Source organism: Paenibacillus taichungensis, assembly GCF_047302525.1.
Taxonomy (GTDB): Bacteria; Bacillota; Bacilli; order Paenibacillales; family Paenibacillaceae; genus Paenibacillus; species Paenibacillus taichungensis_B.
On sequence record NZ_CP168020.1, the window covers coordinates 5,188,671 to 5,205,468 of the forward strand.

Consider the following 16,798-nt stretch of genomic DNA (forward strand, 5'->3'; position numbering starts at 1 on the left):
AAAGGACATCTTTCGATGTCCTTCGTTTCACTTCGTATATTCTATAACCTGCGAATGTCCTGCGACCAGGAACTTCTCCTCTAGGCGATGTAAACAGATACATTCAATGCAGATCAGCCTGTTTTTTATCCGCCATTACGGATTTCTTTATTGGCCTCATCTACCGCATAATCACTGAACGTAGAGATTACACTGTCATACTCATCCTTGTCCTGGATACGGATACCCTGCTGCAACTGTTCCAACACACCTTCAGGCAATGATGTCTCCAACGTGCCTACGTCCATTTGAAAAAAAGTACGGATGACTTTCTCTTCTGTCGGCCGACCTTCATAAAGATTGAGATTACCCACAGCATCTATGCTAATATATGCCTGCTCTTTACATAATGGAGAAAGATCATCCACATGTTGCTTAATGCGTAACACTTCTGCCGATTCAACCTGAGCATCCCAATCCGGATGTTGAACGAGCAGCATCTTCAATTGAGGAATCGCCATCTTACCTAATTGTTCCGTCTCTACCCCACAGATATATTGCGTCTCCAATACAACACTCGTTAAACGGTCCGGATCAGACCCGAGTTGTTCCATCAAAGTCTGAATTTCTTGCTCAGACCTTTGTTCACTCGCAGCAGGTCCCATTACAGATACAGCCTCACTGAAATTGGTCGTGAGTAAACGCTCGATCGCAGAAGAAATCGGCAAACCACTGTACGCCAGTATAGCTACAGCAACTAACGCTGAAGTCATCCACATTGTTCTTTTCCATCGGCGCCAGCGTCTCTTGAATTGTTTTTTGAAGTTAAACGTGTTCACATGAACCCCTTCTATCACTTTTTAAACCTATTGTGACCGAAAGAACTGGGGTTTATGCAAAATTAACCTAAGGCACCAGCAATGCGCTGCGTCTTAGCGCTAACAGGATGAAAGCTATACTTATCTCTTATTAAAGTTGGCCATGAATTAAGAGGTTGTCATTACTAAGAATTCAAGTAACTTTTAAACAAAATAAAAAGACAGACTATCTATAAATAGATAATCCGTCTTTTTTGAGATCGGGATGACACGATTTGAACATGCGACCCCCTGGTCCCAAACCAGGTGCTCTACCAAGCTGAGCTACATCCCGTTATTTATACCGGCGAGAGGACTCGAACCTCCACGGTTTCCCACTCGATTTTGAGTCGAGCGCGTCTGCCATTCCGCCACGCCGGCGTATAAAGTTAAAATGGCGCGCCCTGAGAGATTCGAACTCCCGGCCTTTTGATTCGTAGTCAAACGCTCTATCCAGCTGAGCTAAGGGCGCAAATAATATTGGAGCGGACGACGGGAATCGAACCCGCGACCCTCGCCTTGGCAAGGCGATGCTCTACCGCTGAGCCACGTCCGCAAGCGGTAAATAAGATAAAAATGGCGGAACCGACGGGATTCGAACCCGCGATCTCCTGCGTGACAGGCAGGCATGTTAGGCCAACTACACCACGGTTCCAGATCACTTTCTTGAAAGAAAGTATAATTGCGGGGGCAGGATTTGAACCTGCGGCCTTCGGGTTATGAGCCCGACGAGCTACCGGGCTGCTCCACCCCGCGTCGTTATTCAGAAAATGATATGGTGGAGGCTGAGGGGATCGAACCCCCGACCCTCTGCTTGTAAGGCAGATGCTCTCCCAGCTGAGCTAAGCCTCCATGTATATATGACCCGTAGGGGATACTCTCACTTCGTTCGAGACTGCGAAGCCATTGCTAACGAAGCTTATCCTACGACGAACCTTTGGGATTCTCATCCCTTTTTCAAGCTAATAAATATAGCTATGACCCGTAGGGGATTCGAACCCCTGTTACCTCCGTGAAAGGGAGGTGTCTTAACCCCTTGACCAACGGGCCTTAATGGCTCCCCGAACAGGGCTCGAACCTGTGACAACTCGATTAACAGTCGAGTGCTCTACCAACTGAGCTATCAGGGAATACTAAGCATCTGCAGTGCAAATGCGATTCATCGTACAACGTCAACATACAAAATCAGTTTTCTATGTAAGATGAAAGAGTTCGCTTGGCGGCGTCCTACTCTCCCAGGACCCTGCGGTCCAAGTACCATCGGCGCTAGAGGGCTTAACGGTCGTGTTCGGGATGGGTACGTGTGGAACCCCTCCGCCATCGCCACCAAACGCATAGCTTAGCTTACATTCAGAGATCATTCTCTGAAAACTAGATCCGAAACGAAATGTGCGATTTACAACTTGCATATTGGATAAGCCCTCGACCGATTAGTACTGGTCAGCTCCATGCATTGCTGCACTTCCACCCCCAGCCTATCTACCTCGTCGTCTTCAAGGGGTCTTACATACTGGGAAATCTCATCTTGAGGGGGGCTTCACGCTTAGATGCTTTCAGCGCTTATCCCTTCCGTACATAGCTACCCAGCGGTGCTCCTGGCGGAACAACTGGTACACCAGCGGTACGTCCATCCCGGTCCTCTCGTACTAAGGACAGCTCCTCTCAAATTTCCTACGCCCACGACAGATAGGGACCGAACTGTCTCACGACGTTCTGAACCCAGCTCGCGTACCGCTTTAATGGGCGAACAGCCCAACCCTTGGGACCTACTTCAGCCCCAGGATGCGATGAGCCGACATCGAGGTGCCAAACCTCCCCGTCGATGTGGACTCTTGGGGGAGATAAGCCTGTTATCCCCAGGGTAGCTTTTATCCGTTGAGCGATGGCCCTTCCATGCGGTACCACCGGATCACTAAGCCCGACTTTCGTCCCTGCTCGACTTGTAGGTCTCGCAGTCAAGCTCCCTTATGCCTTTGCACTCTTCGAATGATTTCCAACCATTCTGAGGGAACCTTTGGGCGCCTCCGTTACTCTTTAGGAGGCGACCGCCCCAGTCAAACTGCCCACCTGACACTGTCCCCGCACCGGATTACGGTACCAGGTTAGAACCTAGATACGATCAGGGTGGTATCCCAACGGTGCCTCCACGCAAGCTGGCGCTCACGTTTCAAAGGCTCCCACCTATCCTGTACAGATCGTACCCAAATTCAATATCAAGCTGCAGTAAAGCTCCATGGGGTCTTTCCGTCTTGTCGCGGGTAACCTGCATCTTCACAGGTATTAAAATTTCACCGGATCTCTCGTTGAGACAGCGCCCAAGTCGTTACGCCATTCGTGCGGGTCAGAATTTACCTGACAAGGAATTTCGCTACCTTAGGACCGTTATAGTTACGGCCGCCGTTTACTGGGGCTTCGGTTCACAGCTTCGGATTGCTCCTAACCGCTCCCCTTAACCTTCCAGCACCGGGCAGGCGTCAGCCCGTATACTTCGCCTTACGGCTTCGCACAGACCTGTGTTTTTGCTAAACAGTCGCTTGGGCCTTTTCACTGCGGCCCCCTCGTGCTATTCACACTACCGGGGCACCCCTTCTCCCGAAGTTACGGGGTCATTTTGCCGAGTTCCTTAACGAGAGTTCTTCCGCGCGCCTTAGAATTCTCTTCTCGCCTACCTGTGTCGGTTTGCGGTACGGGCACCATCACCTGGCTAGAGGCTTTTCTTGGCAGTGTGAGATCATGACCTTCGCTACTATAATTTTCGCTCCCCATCACAGTCCAGCCTTACGATGTGCGGATTTGCCTACACACCAGCCTCACTGCTTAGACGGACATCCATCAGTCCGCGTCACTACCCTGCTGCGTCCCCCCATTGCTCATAACGGCTTACGGTGGTACAGGAATTTCGACCTGTTGTCCTTCGACTACGCCTTTCGGCCTCGCCTTAGGTCCCGACTTACCCTGAGCGGACGAGCCTTCCTCAGGAACCCTTAGGCTTTCGGCGGATCAGATTCTCACTGATCTTTTCGTTACTCATACCGGCATTCTCACTTGTATAATGTCCAGCGCTCCTTACGGTACACCTTCAACCCTTATACAACGCTCCCCTACCCCTGATGCAAAGCATCAAGCCATAGCTTCGGTGGTGTGTTTAGCCCCGTTACATTTTCGGCGCAGAGTCACTCGACCAGTGAGCTATTACGCACTCTTTCAATGGTGGCTGCTTCTAAGCCAACATCCTGGTTGTCTGTGCAACTCCACATCCTTTCCCACTTAACACACACTTGGGGACCTTAGCTGATGGTCTGGGCTGTTTCCCTTTTGACAATGGATCTTAGCACTCACTGTCTGACTCCCGGAAGTAAGTCTATGGCATTCGGAGTTTGACTGAGCTTGGTAACCCTTGCGGGCCCCGCACCCAATCAGTGCTCTACCTCCACGACTCTGTTTTCCGAGGCTAGCCCTAAAGCTATTTCGGGGAGAACCAGCTATCTCCGAGTTCGATTGGAATTTCTCCGCTACCCCCACCTCATCCCCGCATTTTTCAACATGCGTGGGTTCGGGCCTCCAGTGCGTGTTACCGCACCTTCACCCTGGACAGGGGTAGATCACCCGGTTTCGGGTCTACGTCCACGTACTAAATCGCCCTATTCAGACTCGCTTTCGCTGCGGCTCCGGCTCTTCACCTTAACCTTGCACGGGAACGTAACTCGCCGGTTCATTCTACAAAAGGCACGCCATCACCCCTAAAACGGGCTCTGACTTTTTGTAAGCACACGGTTTCAGGTTCTATTTCACTCCCCTTCCGGGGTGCTTTTCACCTTTCCCTCACGGTACTGCTTCACTATCGGTCGCTAGGAAGTATTTAGCCTTGGCAGATGGTCCTGCCGGATTCATACGGGGTTTCACGTGCCCCGCACTACTCGGGATACATCTCGGAGAGAACCAACTTTCAAGTACAGGGCTTTTACCTTCTTTGGCGGGCCTTTCCAGACCTCTTCGTTTAACCGGTTCCTTTGTAACTCCATGTGAGATGTCCCACAACCCCAAAGAGCAAGCTCTCTGGTTTGGGCTTCTCCGCGTTCGCTCGCCGCTACTGACGGAATCACTATTGTTTTCTCTTCCTCAAGGTACTTAGATGTTTCAGTTCCCTTGGTATGCCTCTGCATAACCTATGTATTCAGTTATGAGTAACTGGAAATTACCCCAGCTGGGTTTCCCCATTCGGACACCCCCGGATCAAAGCTTGCTTACAGCTCCCCGAGGCAGTTTCGTTGTTCGCCACGTCCTTCATCGGCTCCTAGCGCCTAGGCATCCTCCGTGTGCTCTTAGTAGCTTAACCATATTTGCTCCGGTTTCGACTGCTCGCTTCCCTTGTTTTGCTTGCGCAAAGCCAAAAGTCACTCTCACTCTATACCATCGCAATGCAGTTTTCACTATTTATTGAAACTTGTTTAACACAAGTTCAGCTAGGATGATTGTTGTTTCGGTTACTTGAACCGAACAAGCATTCATCCCTAAAAGGAATGTTCTAAATCGCAAAATTTCGTTTCGATATCTAGTTTTCAAAGAACAAGCTCCATGCAAAAGCAAGCTGTTTGAGAGTTTGAGCTCTCAAAACTGAGCAACGAGTGAGTAGTTTTGCAGATCTAGTCTGCGTATTTGAATGTTTCCACGCGGGAAACGATTCTCCATAGAAAGGAGGTGATCCAGCCGCACCTTCCGATACGGCTACCTTGTTACGACTTCACCCCAATCATCTATCCCACCTTCGGCGGCTGGCTCCTTGCGGTTACCCCACCGACTTCGGGTGTTATAAACTCTCGTGGTGTGACGGGCGGTGTGTACAAGACCCGGGAACGTATTCACCGCGGCATGCTGATCCGCGATTACTAGCAATTCCGACTTCATGCAGGCGAGTTGCAGCCTGCAATCCGAACTGAGACCGGCTTTTTAGGATTCGTTCCACCTCGCGGCTTCACAGCCCGTTGTACCGGCCATTGTAGTACGTGTGTAGCCCAGGTCATAAGGGGCATGATGATTTGACGTCATCCCCACCTTCCTCCGGTTTGTCACCGGCAGTCACCTTAGAGTGCCCACCCGAAGTGCTGGCAACTAAGATCAAGGGTTGCGCTCGTTGCGGGACTTAACCCAACATCTCACGACACGAGCTGACGACAACCATGCACCACCTGTCTCCTCTGTCCCGAAGGAAAGGTACATCTCTGTACCGGTCAGAGGGATGTCAAGACCTGGTAAGGTTCTTCGCGTTGCTTCGAATTAAACCACATACTCCACTGCTTGTGCGGGTCCCCGTCAATTCCTTTGAGTTTCAGTCTTGCGACCGTACTCCCCAGGCGGAGTGCTTAATGTGTTAACTTCGGCACCAAGGGTATCGAAACCCCTAACACCTAGCACTCATCGTTTACGGCGTGGACTACCAGGGTATCTAATCCTGTTTGCTCCCCACGCTTTCGCGCCTCAGCGTCAGTTACAGCCCAGAGAGTCGCCTTCGCCACTGGTGTTCCTCCACATATCTACGCATTTCACCGCTACACGTGGAATTCCACTCTCCTCTTCTGCACTCAAGTCACCCAGTTTCCAGTGCGATCCGGGGTTGAGCCCCGGGATTAAACACCAGACTTAAATGACCGCCTGCGCGCGCTTTACGCCCAATAATTCCGGACAACGCTTGCCCCCTACGTATTACCGCGGCTGCTGGCACGTAGTTAGCCGGGGCTTTCTTCTCAGGTACCGTCACCTTGAGAGCAGTTACTCTCCCAAGCGTTCTTCCCTGGCAACAGAGCTTTACGATCCGAAAACCTTCATCACTCACGCGGCATTGCTCCGTCAGGCTTTCGCCCATTGCGGAAGATTCCCTACTGCTGCCTCCCGTAGGAGTCTGGGCCGTGTCTCAGTCCCAGTGTGGCCGATCACCCTCTCAGGTCGGCTACGCATCGTCGCCTTGGTGAGCCGTTACCCCACCAACTAGCTAATGCGCCGCAGGCCCATCCCCAAGTGACAGATTGCTCCGTCTTTCCAGTTCTCTTCAGGTGAAGAAAACAACTATTCGGTATTAGCTACCGTTTCCGGTAGTTGTCCCAAACTTGAGGGCAGGTTGCCTACGTGTTACTCACCCGTCCGCCGCTAACTATCAGAGAAGCAAGCTTCTCTTCAAGTCCGCTCGACTTGCATGTATTAGGCATGCCGCCAGCGTTCGTCCTGAGCCAGGATCAAACTCTCCAATAAAGTATTGAAAAGAGCGATAAGCTCATTTTGAAACTGACGAGATTAAAAATCTCATTTGTGCTCCAGTTGATTCAAGCCAAGGCTTGTTTCAAACTTTCGCGTTCATTCTGCAAGCAGAATGTTTACTCACTCGTTGTTCAGTTTTCAAAGATCAAACTTGTTTGTGTTACTCTTTTCGTTGTCAGCGCTGTGTTTCAGCGGCGACTTAAATAATATATCATACTGACGAAACCAATGCAATAGCTTTTTCAAAAAAACATTTAATAGATTCTAAGCCCCCAGTGACCCCACTAAAACTATAGCGAATTTGAGGCTCTATCCCCCCAACAACCCCGTCCATAGTCATGGGCTTTCTCGATATCTATTAAAGAACCCTACAAGCGTGACACTTCCATACTGCAGTAGGATTATCTGCTCTCCATACAAAACTCAAAAGGCCGGCTCTTCTCAGAGTCGACCTTTTGAAGATTAACGGTTTTCCGTTACTTTACACTGTTATTGCTGTATCCAGGGATTTCTACGCTTTTTGTTGTCAGAACTACGTTTAGTGGTTATCCCTGTGCGCTCTCTTGCTTGTTTCCCGGATACAGATACTTTAGATTTAGCTTTGGCAGCAGGTCTGGCTGTTCTGCGTTTCGCAGTTCCTGTTTTGGCTGCTTGTTTAGGCTTTGCTTCAAGATTAAACTGAGCCTCACTCTCTGTAGAAGACTGGCTTAAGTTAGCCTCGTCACGTCCACCCTTTTTGCCTTCCCCCTTACCTTGTGGAGGATACAGTTCACCAAATGCACCTAATGGAGACGGCGGCACCATGTTCTGAGTAGGGTATGGATTTTGATAGGCATACTCCAATGGCTGATTAGGCATCATGGATGTGGTCATTTCGGGTTGCATCCCATAAGGATTGTATGTGCCCCACGCTGGGTTCTGGTAGTTATGTGAGGGATGTGCGTATTGATGGTTGGGCATATGATGGTTGCCACATCCGCATGGCGGGTACGGAAGCATAGAGTAAGGAGAAATATGAGGCGGTTGTTGGTTCATATACTCATTGGCCGCAAATGGAGGGTATGGGCTGTTCACTTGACCTGATGGAGCGATCGGATACGAGTTATTCTGCATCTCAGCAGATACGTTCGGCATAACGTTGTTATGATTATACTCCGTGCCGGTCCATGGCATGTTGGATGTATTACCTATGGAGTAAGGACTCACTTCAGGTATACCTGGGAATGTAGCATTGTCGTTCGCCCCAGCCGTATACATGTTTTGTGGAGCAGCGTATACCTCTTGTGCAGGTACAGGAACTTGGGCATACGGATGCTCGGCAGGAGCATGCAGCATTTTACTGCCGCAACCACATGGAGCTTTGGTCGCAGGAGCCACTTCTGTAGGCCATTTCGTGTTGTTAGGTATTACAGGTAAAGGTAGAACTTCAGGTGAGATGTTAGGCATCGTATACGTCGGCGCTTCAGTTATCGGTTTTAATTGCACTTCGGATTTGGTATTTTCTTTCTTCTGAGCTTCCTTCTGTGGCTTCTCTTCAGGAATTTCAGGTAACTGTGGTAACACTTCCACTTCTGGCTTGATATTAGGTACGACCGGATTTGCAGGTACAGGAGCCGGAACCGCATTGGAGACTTCTGGTACAGGTGCTGGGACTACTGGTACGACTGGAGCCGTTTCTTCTTTAACTCCCGTGTATTCCTTCCCTTCAGGAGACAGCTTCTCATGAGCAACATTGGATGATGTGCCATTTTCTGAGGCCGCGTTCCCCGGTGCACTCGCTGATGGAATGTACACGATCTCCCCTACAAGAAGAGCATTAGGATTTTTCAATTGCGGGTTCGCATTGATCATATCTTTCAATGGAACTCCCCAAGCCTGTGACAACTTCCACAATGAATCTCCTTGCTGGACTTTATGGCTGTGCAATATGCCCTCCGGCTTTGGTGTTACAGGCCCCGCAGGAATTTTGACCTTCATACCGATCTCCAACTTGTCGGGATCCGCGATTTGCGGATTAGCTGCGATAATTTTGTCCAACGCTACATTATATTTTTGGGACAGCAGATATAATGTGTCGCCTTTTTTCACCATGTGTATTTTCACTTGGAACTAACCTCCTAGACGTGATACTTGGGCAGTACATTCGCCCATACCGTTACTACATCCTATGCAGAAATTGGGCCAATGACATCAACAAAGCAAAAAAAATCCTTCACGCCCCAAAAACCGCATACTCCAGATATGCTGAGTTTCTAAGACAAGAAGGATTTCCTGCTTCCCTATTCAGTTCGTTCCATTTAATCTTCCCAAACTTTGTAACCGTCTTTGTCAACAATTTGACGGAACGCTTCCAGCAGTCTCAAGGTTACAGGACCTGCAACACCCGTTCCAATCGTTCTGCCGTCCACCTCATAAGCAGCTATAACTTCTGCAGCTGTTCCAGTGAAAAAGACTTCGTCGGCAATGTACACATCATGTAGCGTAAATGGCACTTCTTTTAATTCAAGATCCAGCTCACCGCACAGATCGATAATGGCCTGACGTGTAATTCCCTCCAGTGCACCAAGATAGCAAGGTGGCGTATAAACTACACCATTTTTGATGATGAAGATGTTATCACTTGAACCCTCAGTAACGTAACCTTGGGAATTCAGCATAATCGCTTCACCAGCACCTGAGTAATTAGACTGAATTTTAACAAGAATGTTGTTCAGATAGTTCAATGATTTAATCTTTGGATTCAATGCGTCCGGGATGTTGCGGCGCTGGGATACAGACACAGCTTTTAGCCCAGTAAGATACGCTTCCTCCGGATAGATTGCCAATTGCTCTACAATGATGATAACGGATGCTTTAGGGCAGCGCAGCGGATCAAGACCCAAGTTACCAGGTCCACGTGAAACGATCAGACGAATATAACCGTTACGCATATCATTGCGACGTACCGTTTCAGCCATCACTTCCAGCATCTCATCATAAGACAGCGGAATGTTCAGACTGATGGATTTAGCTGAATCGTACAAACGATCCAAATGCGCTTTGCATCTGAAAATGTTACCGTTATAAATCCGAATACCTTCGAAAATACCGTCTCCATACAAAAATCCATGATCATATACCGAAACGGTTGCGTTCTCTTTGGTCACATATTGACCATCCAAATAAATCCATTGTTCTGACACCGATGACTGCACCTCCATAAAATTTCCATTCCTAGATTCCGAAACTACATTTATCTCGTTCATTGTACAACAAATGACAAGCTATTTCTTGCTCATTTTACCCAGTCTTATGACAACCTTCAACAATGTACGTCCTGATTCAGGTCGTTTTCAACGAAGGATATGTATAACACGGATAGCTGCCAAGAACACGTACCTGACAATTCAAAGCCTCAATCTCAGCCATGGCTGCGGTAAGCAATACCGAATCTGCACTTTCCTCAACATCAATGTAAAAATAATAACTCCCCAACCTTTTCTTCGTTGGACGAGATTCCAGTCGGGTCAAGTTCAGCTTCCGCCAGGCAAAAGCCGACAGCACCTGATGCAATGCACCCGGTGCATCTTCAGGCAATGTAACGAGCAAACTGGTTTTTACATGATCAGGCTCTCGTGGTATCTGAACAGGTTCATGGCCTATTAGCACAAAACGAGTATAGTTGTTGTCATGGTCAGTAACCCGTTCAGCCATAATGTCCAAACCGTGCTTCTGTGCAGCCAGCCTGGTGCCAATCGCGACCCAGCCTTTGCCAGGATTTTTTTTCACAATTTCTACAGCTTCCGCTGTACTGTTTACACCCTCAAGGTCTGCTCCAGGTGAATGCAAGCGAATAAAATTCTGGCACTGCGGAATCGCTACAGGATGGGACATGATCTTCGTAATTTTCCCGAAATCATATTCACCACTCTCTGCCCTGAACTCGGAGCCATGCCCAATGACATTCTGGATGGATGGATAAACCCATTCTGCTTGCATCGGAATATCAACTTCGTTAACCAGCCAGTCCATATGCAAACTAACGGAGCCTTCAATCGTATTCTCAATGGGTATGACACTGTACTGGGACTTTCCACTATCCGTAGCCCGGAAAACATCAGAAATCAGCTTGGAATGAAGCAATTCCAAAGGCTCCCCATTAAACAGAAAATCTACTGCTTCATGGGAAACTGAACCTTCAGGTAATACTGCAATTCGTTTCATGCGTTAACTTCCCCTTTAACTCTGTCCATAAAAGGACTTTCATCTTGATCAGGCAGTACGGTAACACCGTCCAGATCCGGATCCAACCACAATGCAGATGCATTGATACCTTCACGGCTCATTGTGTCTATCAAATATTGCTCCAGTTCGAGCTTACGAGTATCATGACGATCTACCAACGTCAAAACGGTAGGTCCGGCTCCACTCAATGCAGCCCCCAGGGCTCCATGACTGACCGCATGTTCCAGGATTTCAGCCATACCGGGTACCAAAGATGCCCTGTAGGGTTGATGAATCCGGTCAGACATCGCCTTTTGAATCATGTCCAATCTCCCACTTGCCAAAGCTGCAACGAGTAAGGATGATCTGCTTATGTTGTGAATGACATCAGACTTGTCAAACTGCTGTGGAATTACATTTCTAGCTTTCGAAGTGGACAACTCGAAGTCCGGTACGATGACCAACGTCTGCAAATCCTGATGCGGCTCAATGCGAATATGGTCTACCCGACTGCCATCCCACGCTGCTGTAATGATACCTCCATATAGTGAAGCTCCTACATTATCTGGATGTTTCTCCAGCGACGTAGCCATGTCCAGAAGCTTGGCATCAGATAAAGGAGTGCCAATTAAAGCATTAGCAGCAGCCAACGCGCCCACGATGGCGGATGCACTGCTTCCCAGTCCCCGAGTAAGCGGAATCTCTGAATACATGGAAATCTCCAGCTCCGGTACGGAGATTCCAGCTTCGTTGAATACCATCTGTGCAACTTCATATATCAAATTGGATTTATCTGTTGGCAGACCTGTCAGATGATCTCCATGTAAATGGAATGTTGTCTGCTCAGCCGGTTTCATCTCAAGCCATGCATACAGAGACAATGCCATGCCCAGGGTATCAAACCCTGGACCCAGATTGGCTGTACTTGCAGGTACCTTAACAGTTACCCTTTGCTGCAAACTCATACGGATTGTTGCTCCAATTGTGCAATTGCCGCCATAACCGCTTCTTCGGAATCTTCCACAACAAGCGGCTCAGTCGCTACCGTTTTGATTGCAATATTAGGATCTTTCAAACCGTGTCCTGTCAGTACACAAACCACAGTCTCTCCGCCTTTAAAGTACCCTTCACTCTTCAGTTTGTATACACCAGCAACGGAAGCAGCGGATGCAGGTTCAGCAAAAATCCCTTCACGAGCGGCGATCGTACGATATGCTGTCAGAATTTCTTTGTCAGTTACATAATTAATCTGTCCGCCAGACTCTTCAGCTGCAGCTACAGCGGTTTTCCAACTTGCTGGATTACCAATTCGAATAGCTGTTGCTACGGTTTCAGGCTCAAGGATCGGTTCACCTTTGACAATTGCCATCGCGCCTTCCGCTTCAAAACCAACCATACGTGGTAAGGAATTCGACTTTCCTGCTTCTTTATACTCTTTGAACCCTTTCCAGTAAGCCGAGATGTTCCCTGCGTTACCCACTGGAATGGCGAGTACATCAGGTGCTTGACCAAGCTGCTCAATGACTTCAAATGCAGCCGTTTTCTGTCCTTCAATCCGGAACGGATTCACGGAGTTCACGAGCGTAATTGGGTGTTTGGCTGTAATCTCACGCACAATTTCCAATGCACGGTCAAAGTTGCCATTAATCGCAATTACCTTAGCTCCATAGATCATAGCCTGAGCTAGTTTACCCAGCGCAATGTTGTTATTCGGGATCAATACGATACAATTCAGACCAGCACGAGCCGCATAGGCTGCTGCTGCCGCTGAAGTGTTACCTGTCGATGCACACATGATCGTGCGGCTGCCTTCTTCCATCGCTTTAGCAACAGCCATAACCATTCCGCGGTCTTTAAATGAACCAGTCGGATTCAGACCTTCATATTTGAAATATAAATTCAATCCCAGTTCCTCGGACAGATTCTCCGCATGAACCAGGGGTGTGTTTCCTTCATGTAGCGTAAGCAGGGGCGTGTTTTCATTAACCGGAAGGTGCTCTCTATACGTTTGCAGTAATCCTTGATATCTCATTGTGGGTAAACTCCTTTGTCGTTAATAATCCGAATATGATTGCATACATCTATATGGTTAAACGTGTACCTTAAACTTGGATTTAGATCTGAAAATTCAAACCGGAATTTGGGTACGAACTATCCTTCTACCCGGTATACACTCTTAATGCGACGAATGACGGCAAGTGATTCAAAGTGTTTCAACACTTTATCCATGCTCGCCTTGCTAGCGTTATGCGTAACGATGATGATCTCAGCATCCGGGTTGTGCTCGTTCGGCTGTTGCACAACCGAAGCCAGGCTGACTTCGTATTCAGCAAAGATTTGTGTGATTTGCGCCAGCACCCCTGCCTTGTCATCCACATGCAGCAAAATGAAGTTTTTCGACATAATGTGCTCGTCACTTTGCAGGCGCTTTTGTTTGTAAGGCACAATGGCTTTAAGACCATTCACGCCCAGCTTCAGGTTTTTGATCACAGCCACGATATCCGCTACTACTGAAGTTGCCGTCGGAAGTTCGCCTGCACCCGCACCGTAGAACATCGTCTCACCTACAGCTTCGCCATGTACATACACTGCGTTGAACACGCCATTGACGGATGCAATTGGATGATTCTGTCTTACCATCGTCGGCTGAACACTAATGGTGATCTCATCATCCCGACGATCTGCGATACCAAGCAGCTTCATCTCGTAACCGAGTCTTTTGGCATACGTAATATCTTCACGGGTTACGGATGTAATCCCCTTAACCGTCACGTCTTTCAGTTCCACATTAGTACGGAAGCCCAAAGTACCTAGGATCGCCATTTTACGAGCTGCATCGAGTCCTTCGACATCCGAAGTTGGATCAGTTTCCGCATATCCGAGTGCTTGGGCCTCCGCCAGAACCTCTTCATACGAGGCGCCTTCTTGGCTCATTTTGGTCAAAATAAAGTTCGTTGTTCCGTTCACAATCCCCATAATGCGGGTAATCCGGTCGGATGAGAAACCTTCAATCAGCGTTCGGATGATCGGAATGCCCCCAGCCACACTCGCTTCGTAGAATACATCACATTGCTTTTCCTGTGCCTTGGCCAAGATTTCGGAACCGTGCAGAGCCATTAAATCCTTGTTCGCGGTTACGATATGCTTGCCCCGCTCCAGTGCTTCAAGAATGTACTCTTTGGTCTGATCAATGCCGCCCATAACTTCCACGATAACATCAATATCCGGGTGACGAATGACTTCCCAAGGATCTTCAGTCAGCTTCGCACGGTCTACAGCAATGACACGATCCTTCTCTGTATTCTTCACTGCAATCTTCTCAATAACGATCGGTGATCCAACCTGACTGCTCAGATCCTCCTGATTTCCTTCCAGGATGCGAACGACCCCAGTACCCACCGTGCCCAGACCCAACAATCCCACTTTTACCGGTTTCACTAACGATCTACCCCCAATGTCTTTTCTCTTTCACCCCTGTACGATTCAACCATACATACAACTTATTCCTAAACGTTTTACGATAACGTCTAATTAACCTTGGCCTACAATGCGCGTGCGTCGAACCCCGGGCATATCCTGCATCCGATGGAGCATTTCTCCGATTTCCCCATGGAGGTGTGATGTCTCCACTGAAATGACAACATTGGCTCTCCCCTGGAGCGGAATACTTTGATTAATGGTTAGCACGTTGGCTCCATAACCAGCTACATGTCCGAGCACACGAGACAATATTCCTGACTGATGCTCCAAATCAATGGAGATCGTTACAATTCGCTCCCGTTCAAGCTGATTGATCAAATGAATGCCATCCTTGTACTTATAAAAAGCACTCCGGCTTAATCCAACCTGTTCAACCGCCTCATGAACTGTTTTGACATCCCCAGAAGCCAGCAGTTCTTTTACCTGCATGGTCTTCACCACAGCCTCTGGCAAAATGTCTTCCCGTACTAAGTAATAGCGTTCATTCACAGAACGTCCTCTCCTCAAAGACTCATGTATTCATATAGTGGACATTATATAGGATCTATCTCAAAAGGGCAATACCTCACATGTCTATTTTTGAAAAACTATTCCTAACAGTATACAAGTTTATCCCACGTGCAGGTAAGGAAAAATAAAAAAACGCAGAGCAGCGGGTTAACTCCCACTTCTCTGCGTTTATGTTTTAACCACTATCCGTACTGCGGCCTGCTATCTTAATAGTAGCTGCTGCCTTCCACAAATTCGAACTCAAACTCGCCAATGCGCACAATGGTGCCTTCTTCAGCTCCGCGTTTACGCAATTCCGCATCCACACCCATATAGCGCAATGTACGCGCCAGTTTGAGAATAGCTTCATGCGAATTCAGCTGCATCCGTTTCATCATACGTTCAATCTTGGCACTTTCGACTACGAAGATTTCATTCTCCCGTACAATACGGAAACCATCGTCCTCTTTTTTGTCCAAGCTGTACACTTTTCGTTCGGATAAATCAGCAACTTCTTCAACCACTGGCTCGTCCGGAATTTGATCCAGCAGATCAGCCGCACGATACAGGAGCTCTTGAATCCCTTTCCGTGTCAGGGACGAAATAGGCATAACTTCAATATCCGGTTGAACTTCACGAGCCTTCTGCAAAAACTCTTCCAGATTAGCTTCGGAATCCGGCATGTCCATTTTATTGGCTGCTACAACTTGTGGTCTCTCAGCGAGGACAGGATTGTACAATTTGAGTTCCTCGTTGATTTTCTGCCAGTCTTCGAACGGATCACGTCCTTCTGAACCAGACATGTCAACAACATGAACGATAATACGTGTACGTTCTACGTGACGCAAGAACTCATGTCCAAGTCCAATACCTTCATGAGCACCTTCAATTAGACCCGGCAAGTCGGCCATAACAAAGCTTCGACCTTCACCCACACCAACAACACCCAGGTTAGGAGTAATGGTTGTAAAATGATATGCTCCAATCTTTGGCTTGGCTGCCGAAACAACAGACAACAGTGTAGATTTCCCGACACTTGGGAAACCAACCAAACCGACATCTGCCATGACCTTAAGCTCAAGTACGATGTAACGTTCTTGACCTTCTTCGCCATTTTCGGCCAGTTCTGGCGCTGGATTGTTAGGCGTGGCAAAACGAATGTTTCCCCGTCCGCCTCGTCCGCCACGAGCAACAACAACCTGTTGACCATGACGTGTCAAATCAGCCAGTACTTCTCCACTGTCTTCATCCAAAATCACGGTTCCAGGTGGAATACGTACAATCATGTTCTCAGCGTTCGCGCCATGCTGACTTTTATTACGTCCCTTCTCACCACGAGGGGCCTTGAAGTGACGCTGGTAACGGAAATCCATCAACGTACGCAGACCTTCATCCACACGAAAAATGATGTCAGCTCCTCTGCCTCCATCACCCCCGGCAGGTCCGCCGTTCGGTACATACTTCTCACGACGAAACGAAATAATTCCGTCCCCTCCGTCTCCGGCTTTCACATAAATCTTCGCTTTATCTACAAACATTGG

The 16,798-nt window shown here is 48.3% G+C and carries 9 protein-coding genes, 9 tRNA genes and 3 rRNA genes; all 21 read right to left on the reverse strand.

Annotation, left to right across the window (positions count from 1 at the left end):
* Nucleotides 1-125 precede the first annotated feature (125 nt).
* The gene (locus ACDJ58_RS23220) at nt 126-818 is read right to left on the reverse strand and encodes a BofC C-terminal domain-containing protein (RefSeq protein WP_413373149.1); all 693 of its coding nucleotides are present in this window, start codon (nt 816-818) and stop codon (nt 126-128) included.
* Between the two features lie 239 nt (nt 819-1,057).
* Nucleotides 1,058-1,131 (reverse strand) — tRNA-Pro (locus tag ACDJ58_RS23225).
* A gap of 7 nt (nt 1,132-1,138) precedes the next feature.
* Nucleotides 1,139-1,217: transfer RNA gene (locus ACDJ58_RS23230), tRNA-Leu, on the reverse strand.
* A 14-nt stretch (nt 1,218-1,231) separates the two neighbouring features.
* Nucleotides 1,232-1,308: transfer RNA gene (locus ACDJ58_RS23235), tRNA-Arg, on the reverse strand.
* Nucleotides 1,309-1,317: 9 nt separating this feature from the next.
* Nucleotides 1,318-1,392 (reverse strand) — tRNA-Gly (locus tag ACDJ58_RS23240).
* A 21-nt stretch (nt 1,393-1,413) separates the two neighbouring features.
* Nucleotides 1,414-1,491 (reverse strand) — tRNA-Asp (locus ACDJ58_RS23245).
* 27 nt (nt 1,492-1,518) lie between these two features.
* Nucleotides 1,519-1,592: transfer RNA gene (locus ACDJ58_RS23250), tRNA-Met, on the reverse strand.
* A 20-nt stretch (nt 1,593-1,612) separates the two neighbouring features.
* Nucleotides 1,613-1,688 (reverse strand) — tRNA-Val (locus ACDJ58_RS23255).
* Nucleotides 1,689-1,814: 126 nt separating this feature from the next.
* Nucleotides 1,815-1,886, reverse strand: a tRNA-Glu gene (locus ACDJ58_RS23260).
* 4 nt (nt 1,887-1,890) lie between these two features.
* A tRNA-Asn gene (locus ACDJ58_RS23265) sits at nt 1,891-1,966 on the reverse strand.
* Between the two features lie 84 nt (nt 1,967-2,050).
* A 5S ribosomal RNA gene (gene rrf / locus ACDJ58_RS23270) occupies nt 2,051-2,167 on the reverse strand.
* 79 nt (nt 2,168-2,246) lie between these two features.
* Nucleotides 2,247-5,172 (reverse strand): 23S ribosomal RNA (locus ACDJ58_RS23275).
* Between the two features lie 355 nt (nt 5,173-5,527).
* Nucleotides 5,528-7,079, reverse strand: a 16S ribosomal RNA gene (locus tag ACDJ58_RS23280).
* The 16S, 23S and 5S rRNA genes sit together here with 9 tRNA genes alongside, the layout of an rRNA operon.
* Nucleotides 7,080-7,574: 495 nt before the next feature.
* Nucleotides 7,575-9,188, reverse strand: a complete 1,614-nt coding sequence (locus ACDJ58_RS23285) for a LysM peptidoglycan-binding domain-containing protein (protein ID WP_413373150.1) — start codon at nt 9,186-9,188, stop codon at nt 7,575-7,577.
* A gap of 194 nt (nt 9,189-9,382) precedes the next feature.
* Nucleotides 9,383-10,267 (reverse strand): branched-chain-amino-acid transaminase, encoded by an 885-nt coding sequence (gene ilvE / locus ACDJ58_RS23290; protein ID WP_076290954.1) that lies wholly within the window; start codon nt 10,265-10,267, stop codon nt 9,383-9,385.
* A 139-nt stretch (nt 10,268-10,406) separates the two neighbouring features.
* Complete coding sequence (gene pheA / locus ACDJ58_RS23295; RefSeq protein ID WP_163761093.1) at nt 10,407-11,288, reverse strand: prephenate dehydratase; 882 nt, start codon at nt 11,286-11,288, stop codon at nt 10,407-10,409.
* The gene (gene thrB / locus ACDJ58_RS23300) at nt 11,285-12,253 is read right to left on the reverse strand and encodes a homoserine kinase (protein WP_413373153.1); all 969 of its coding nucleotides are present in this window, start codon (nt 12,251-12,253) and stop codon (nt 11,285-11,287) included. The genes pheA and thrB overlap by 4 nt, the downstream gene beginning before the upstream one ends.
* Nucleotides 12,250-13,320 carry a threonine synthase gene (gene thrC / locus ACDJ58_RS23305; protein ID WP_413373154.1) on the reverse strand — a complete coding sequence of 357 codons (1,071 nt, stop codon included), beginning with the start codon at nt 13,318-13,320 and terminating at the stop codon, nt 12,250-12,252. Before thrC ends, thrB begins: the two co-directional genes overlap by 4 nt.
* Nucleotides 13,321-13,439: 119 nt before the next feature.
* A complete protein-coding gene (locus tag ACDJ58_RS23310) occupies nt 13,440-14,726 on the reverse strand; it encodes a homoserine dehydrogenase (protein WP_413373155.1) in 1,287 nt (428 codons plus the stop codon).
* A 93-nt stretch (nt 14,727-14,819) separates the two neighbouring features.
* Entirely contained in the window at nt 14,820-15,257 is a 438-nt protein-coding gene (locus tag ACDJ58_RS23315; protein ID WP_413373156.1) for an ACT domain-containing protein, read from the reverse strand.
* A gap of 227 nt (nt 15,258-15,484) precedes the next feature.
* Nucleotides 15,485-16,795 carry a GTPase ObgE gene (gene obgE, locus ACDJ58_RS23320; RefSeq protein ID WP_064635830.1) on the reverse strand — a complete coding sequence of 437 codons (1,311 nt, stop codon included), beginning with the start codon at nt 16,793-16,795 and terminating at the stop codon, nt 15,485-15,487.
* Nucleotides 16,796-16,798: the final 3 nt, after the last annotated feature.

Bases quoted from the DNA above. Each gene is read 5' to 3' on its own strand.
- pheA (WP_163761093.1), bottom strand. From the start codon at position 11,288: ATGAAACGAATTGCAGTATTACCTGAAGGTTCAGTTTCCCATGAAGCA.
- thrC (WP_413373154.1), bottom strand. From the start codon at position 13,320: ATGAGATATCAAGGATTACTGCAAACGTATAGAGAGCACCTTCCGGTT.
- obgE (WP_064635830.1), bottom strand. From the start codon at position 16,795: ATGTTTGTAGATAAAGCGAAGATTTATGTGAAAGCCGGAGACGGAGGG.
- thrB (WP_413373153.1), bottom strand. From the start codon at position 12,253: ATGAGTTTGCAGCAAAGGGTAACTGTTAAGGTACCTGCAAGTACAGCC.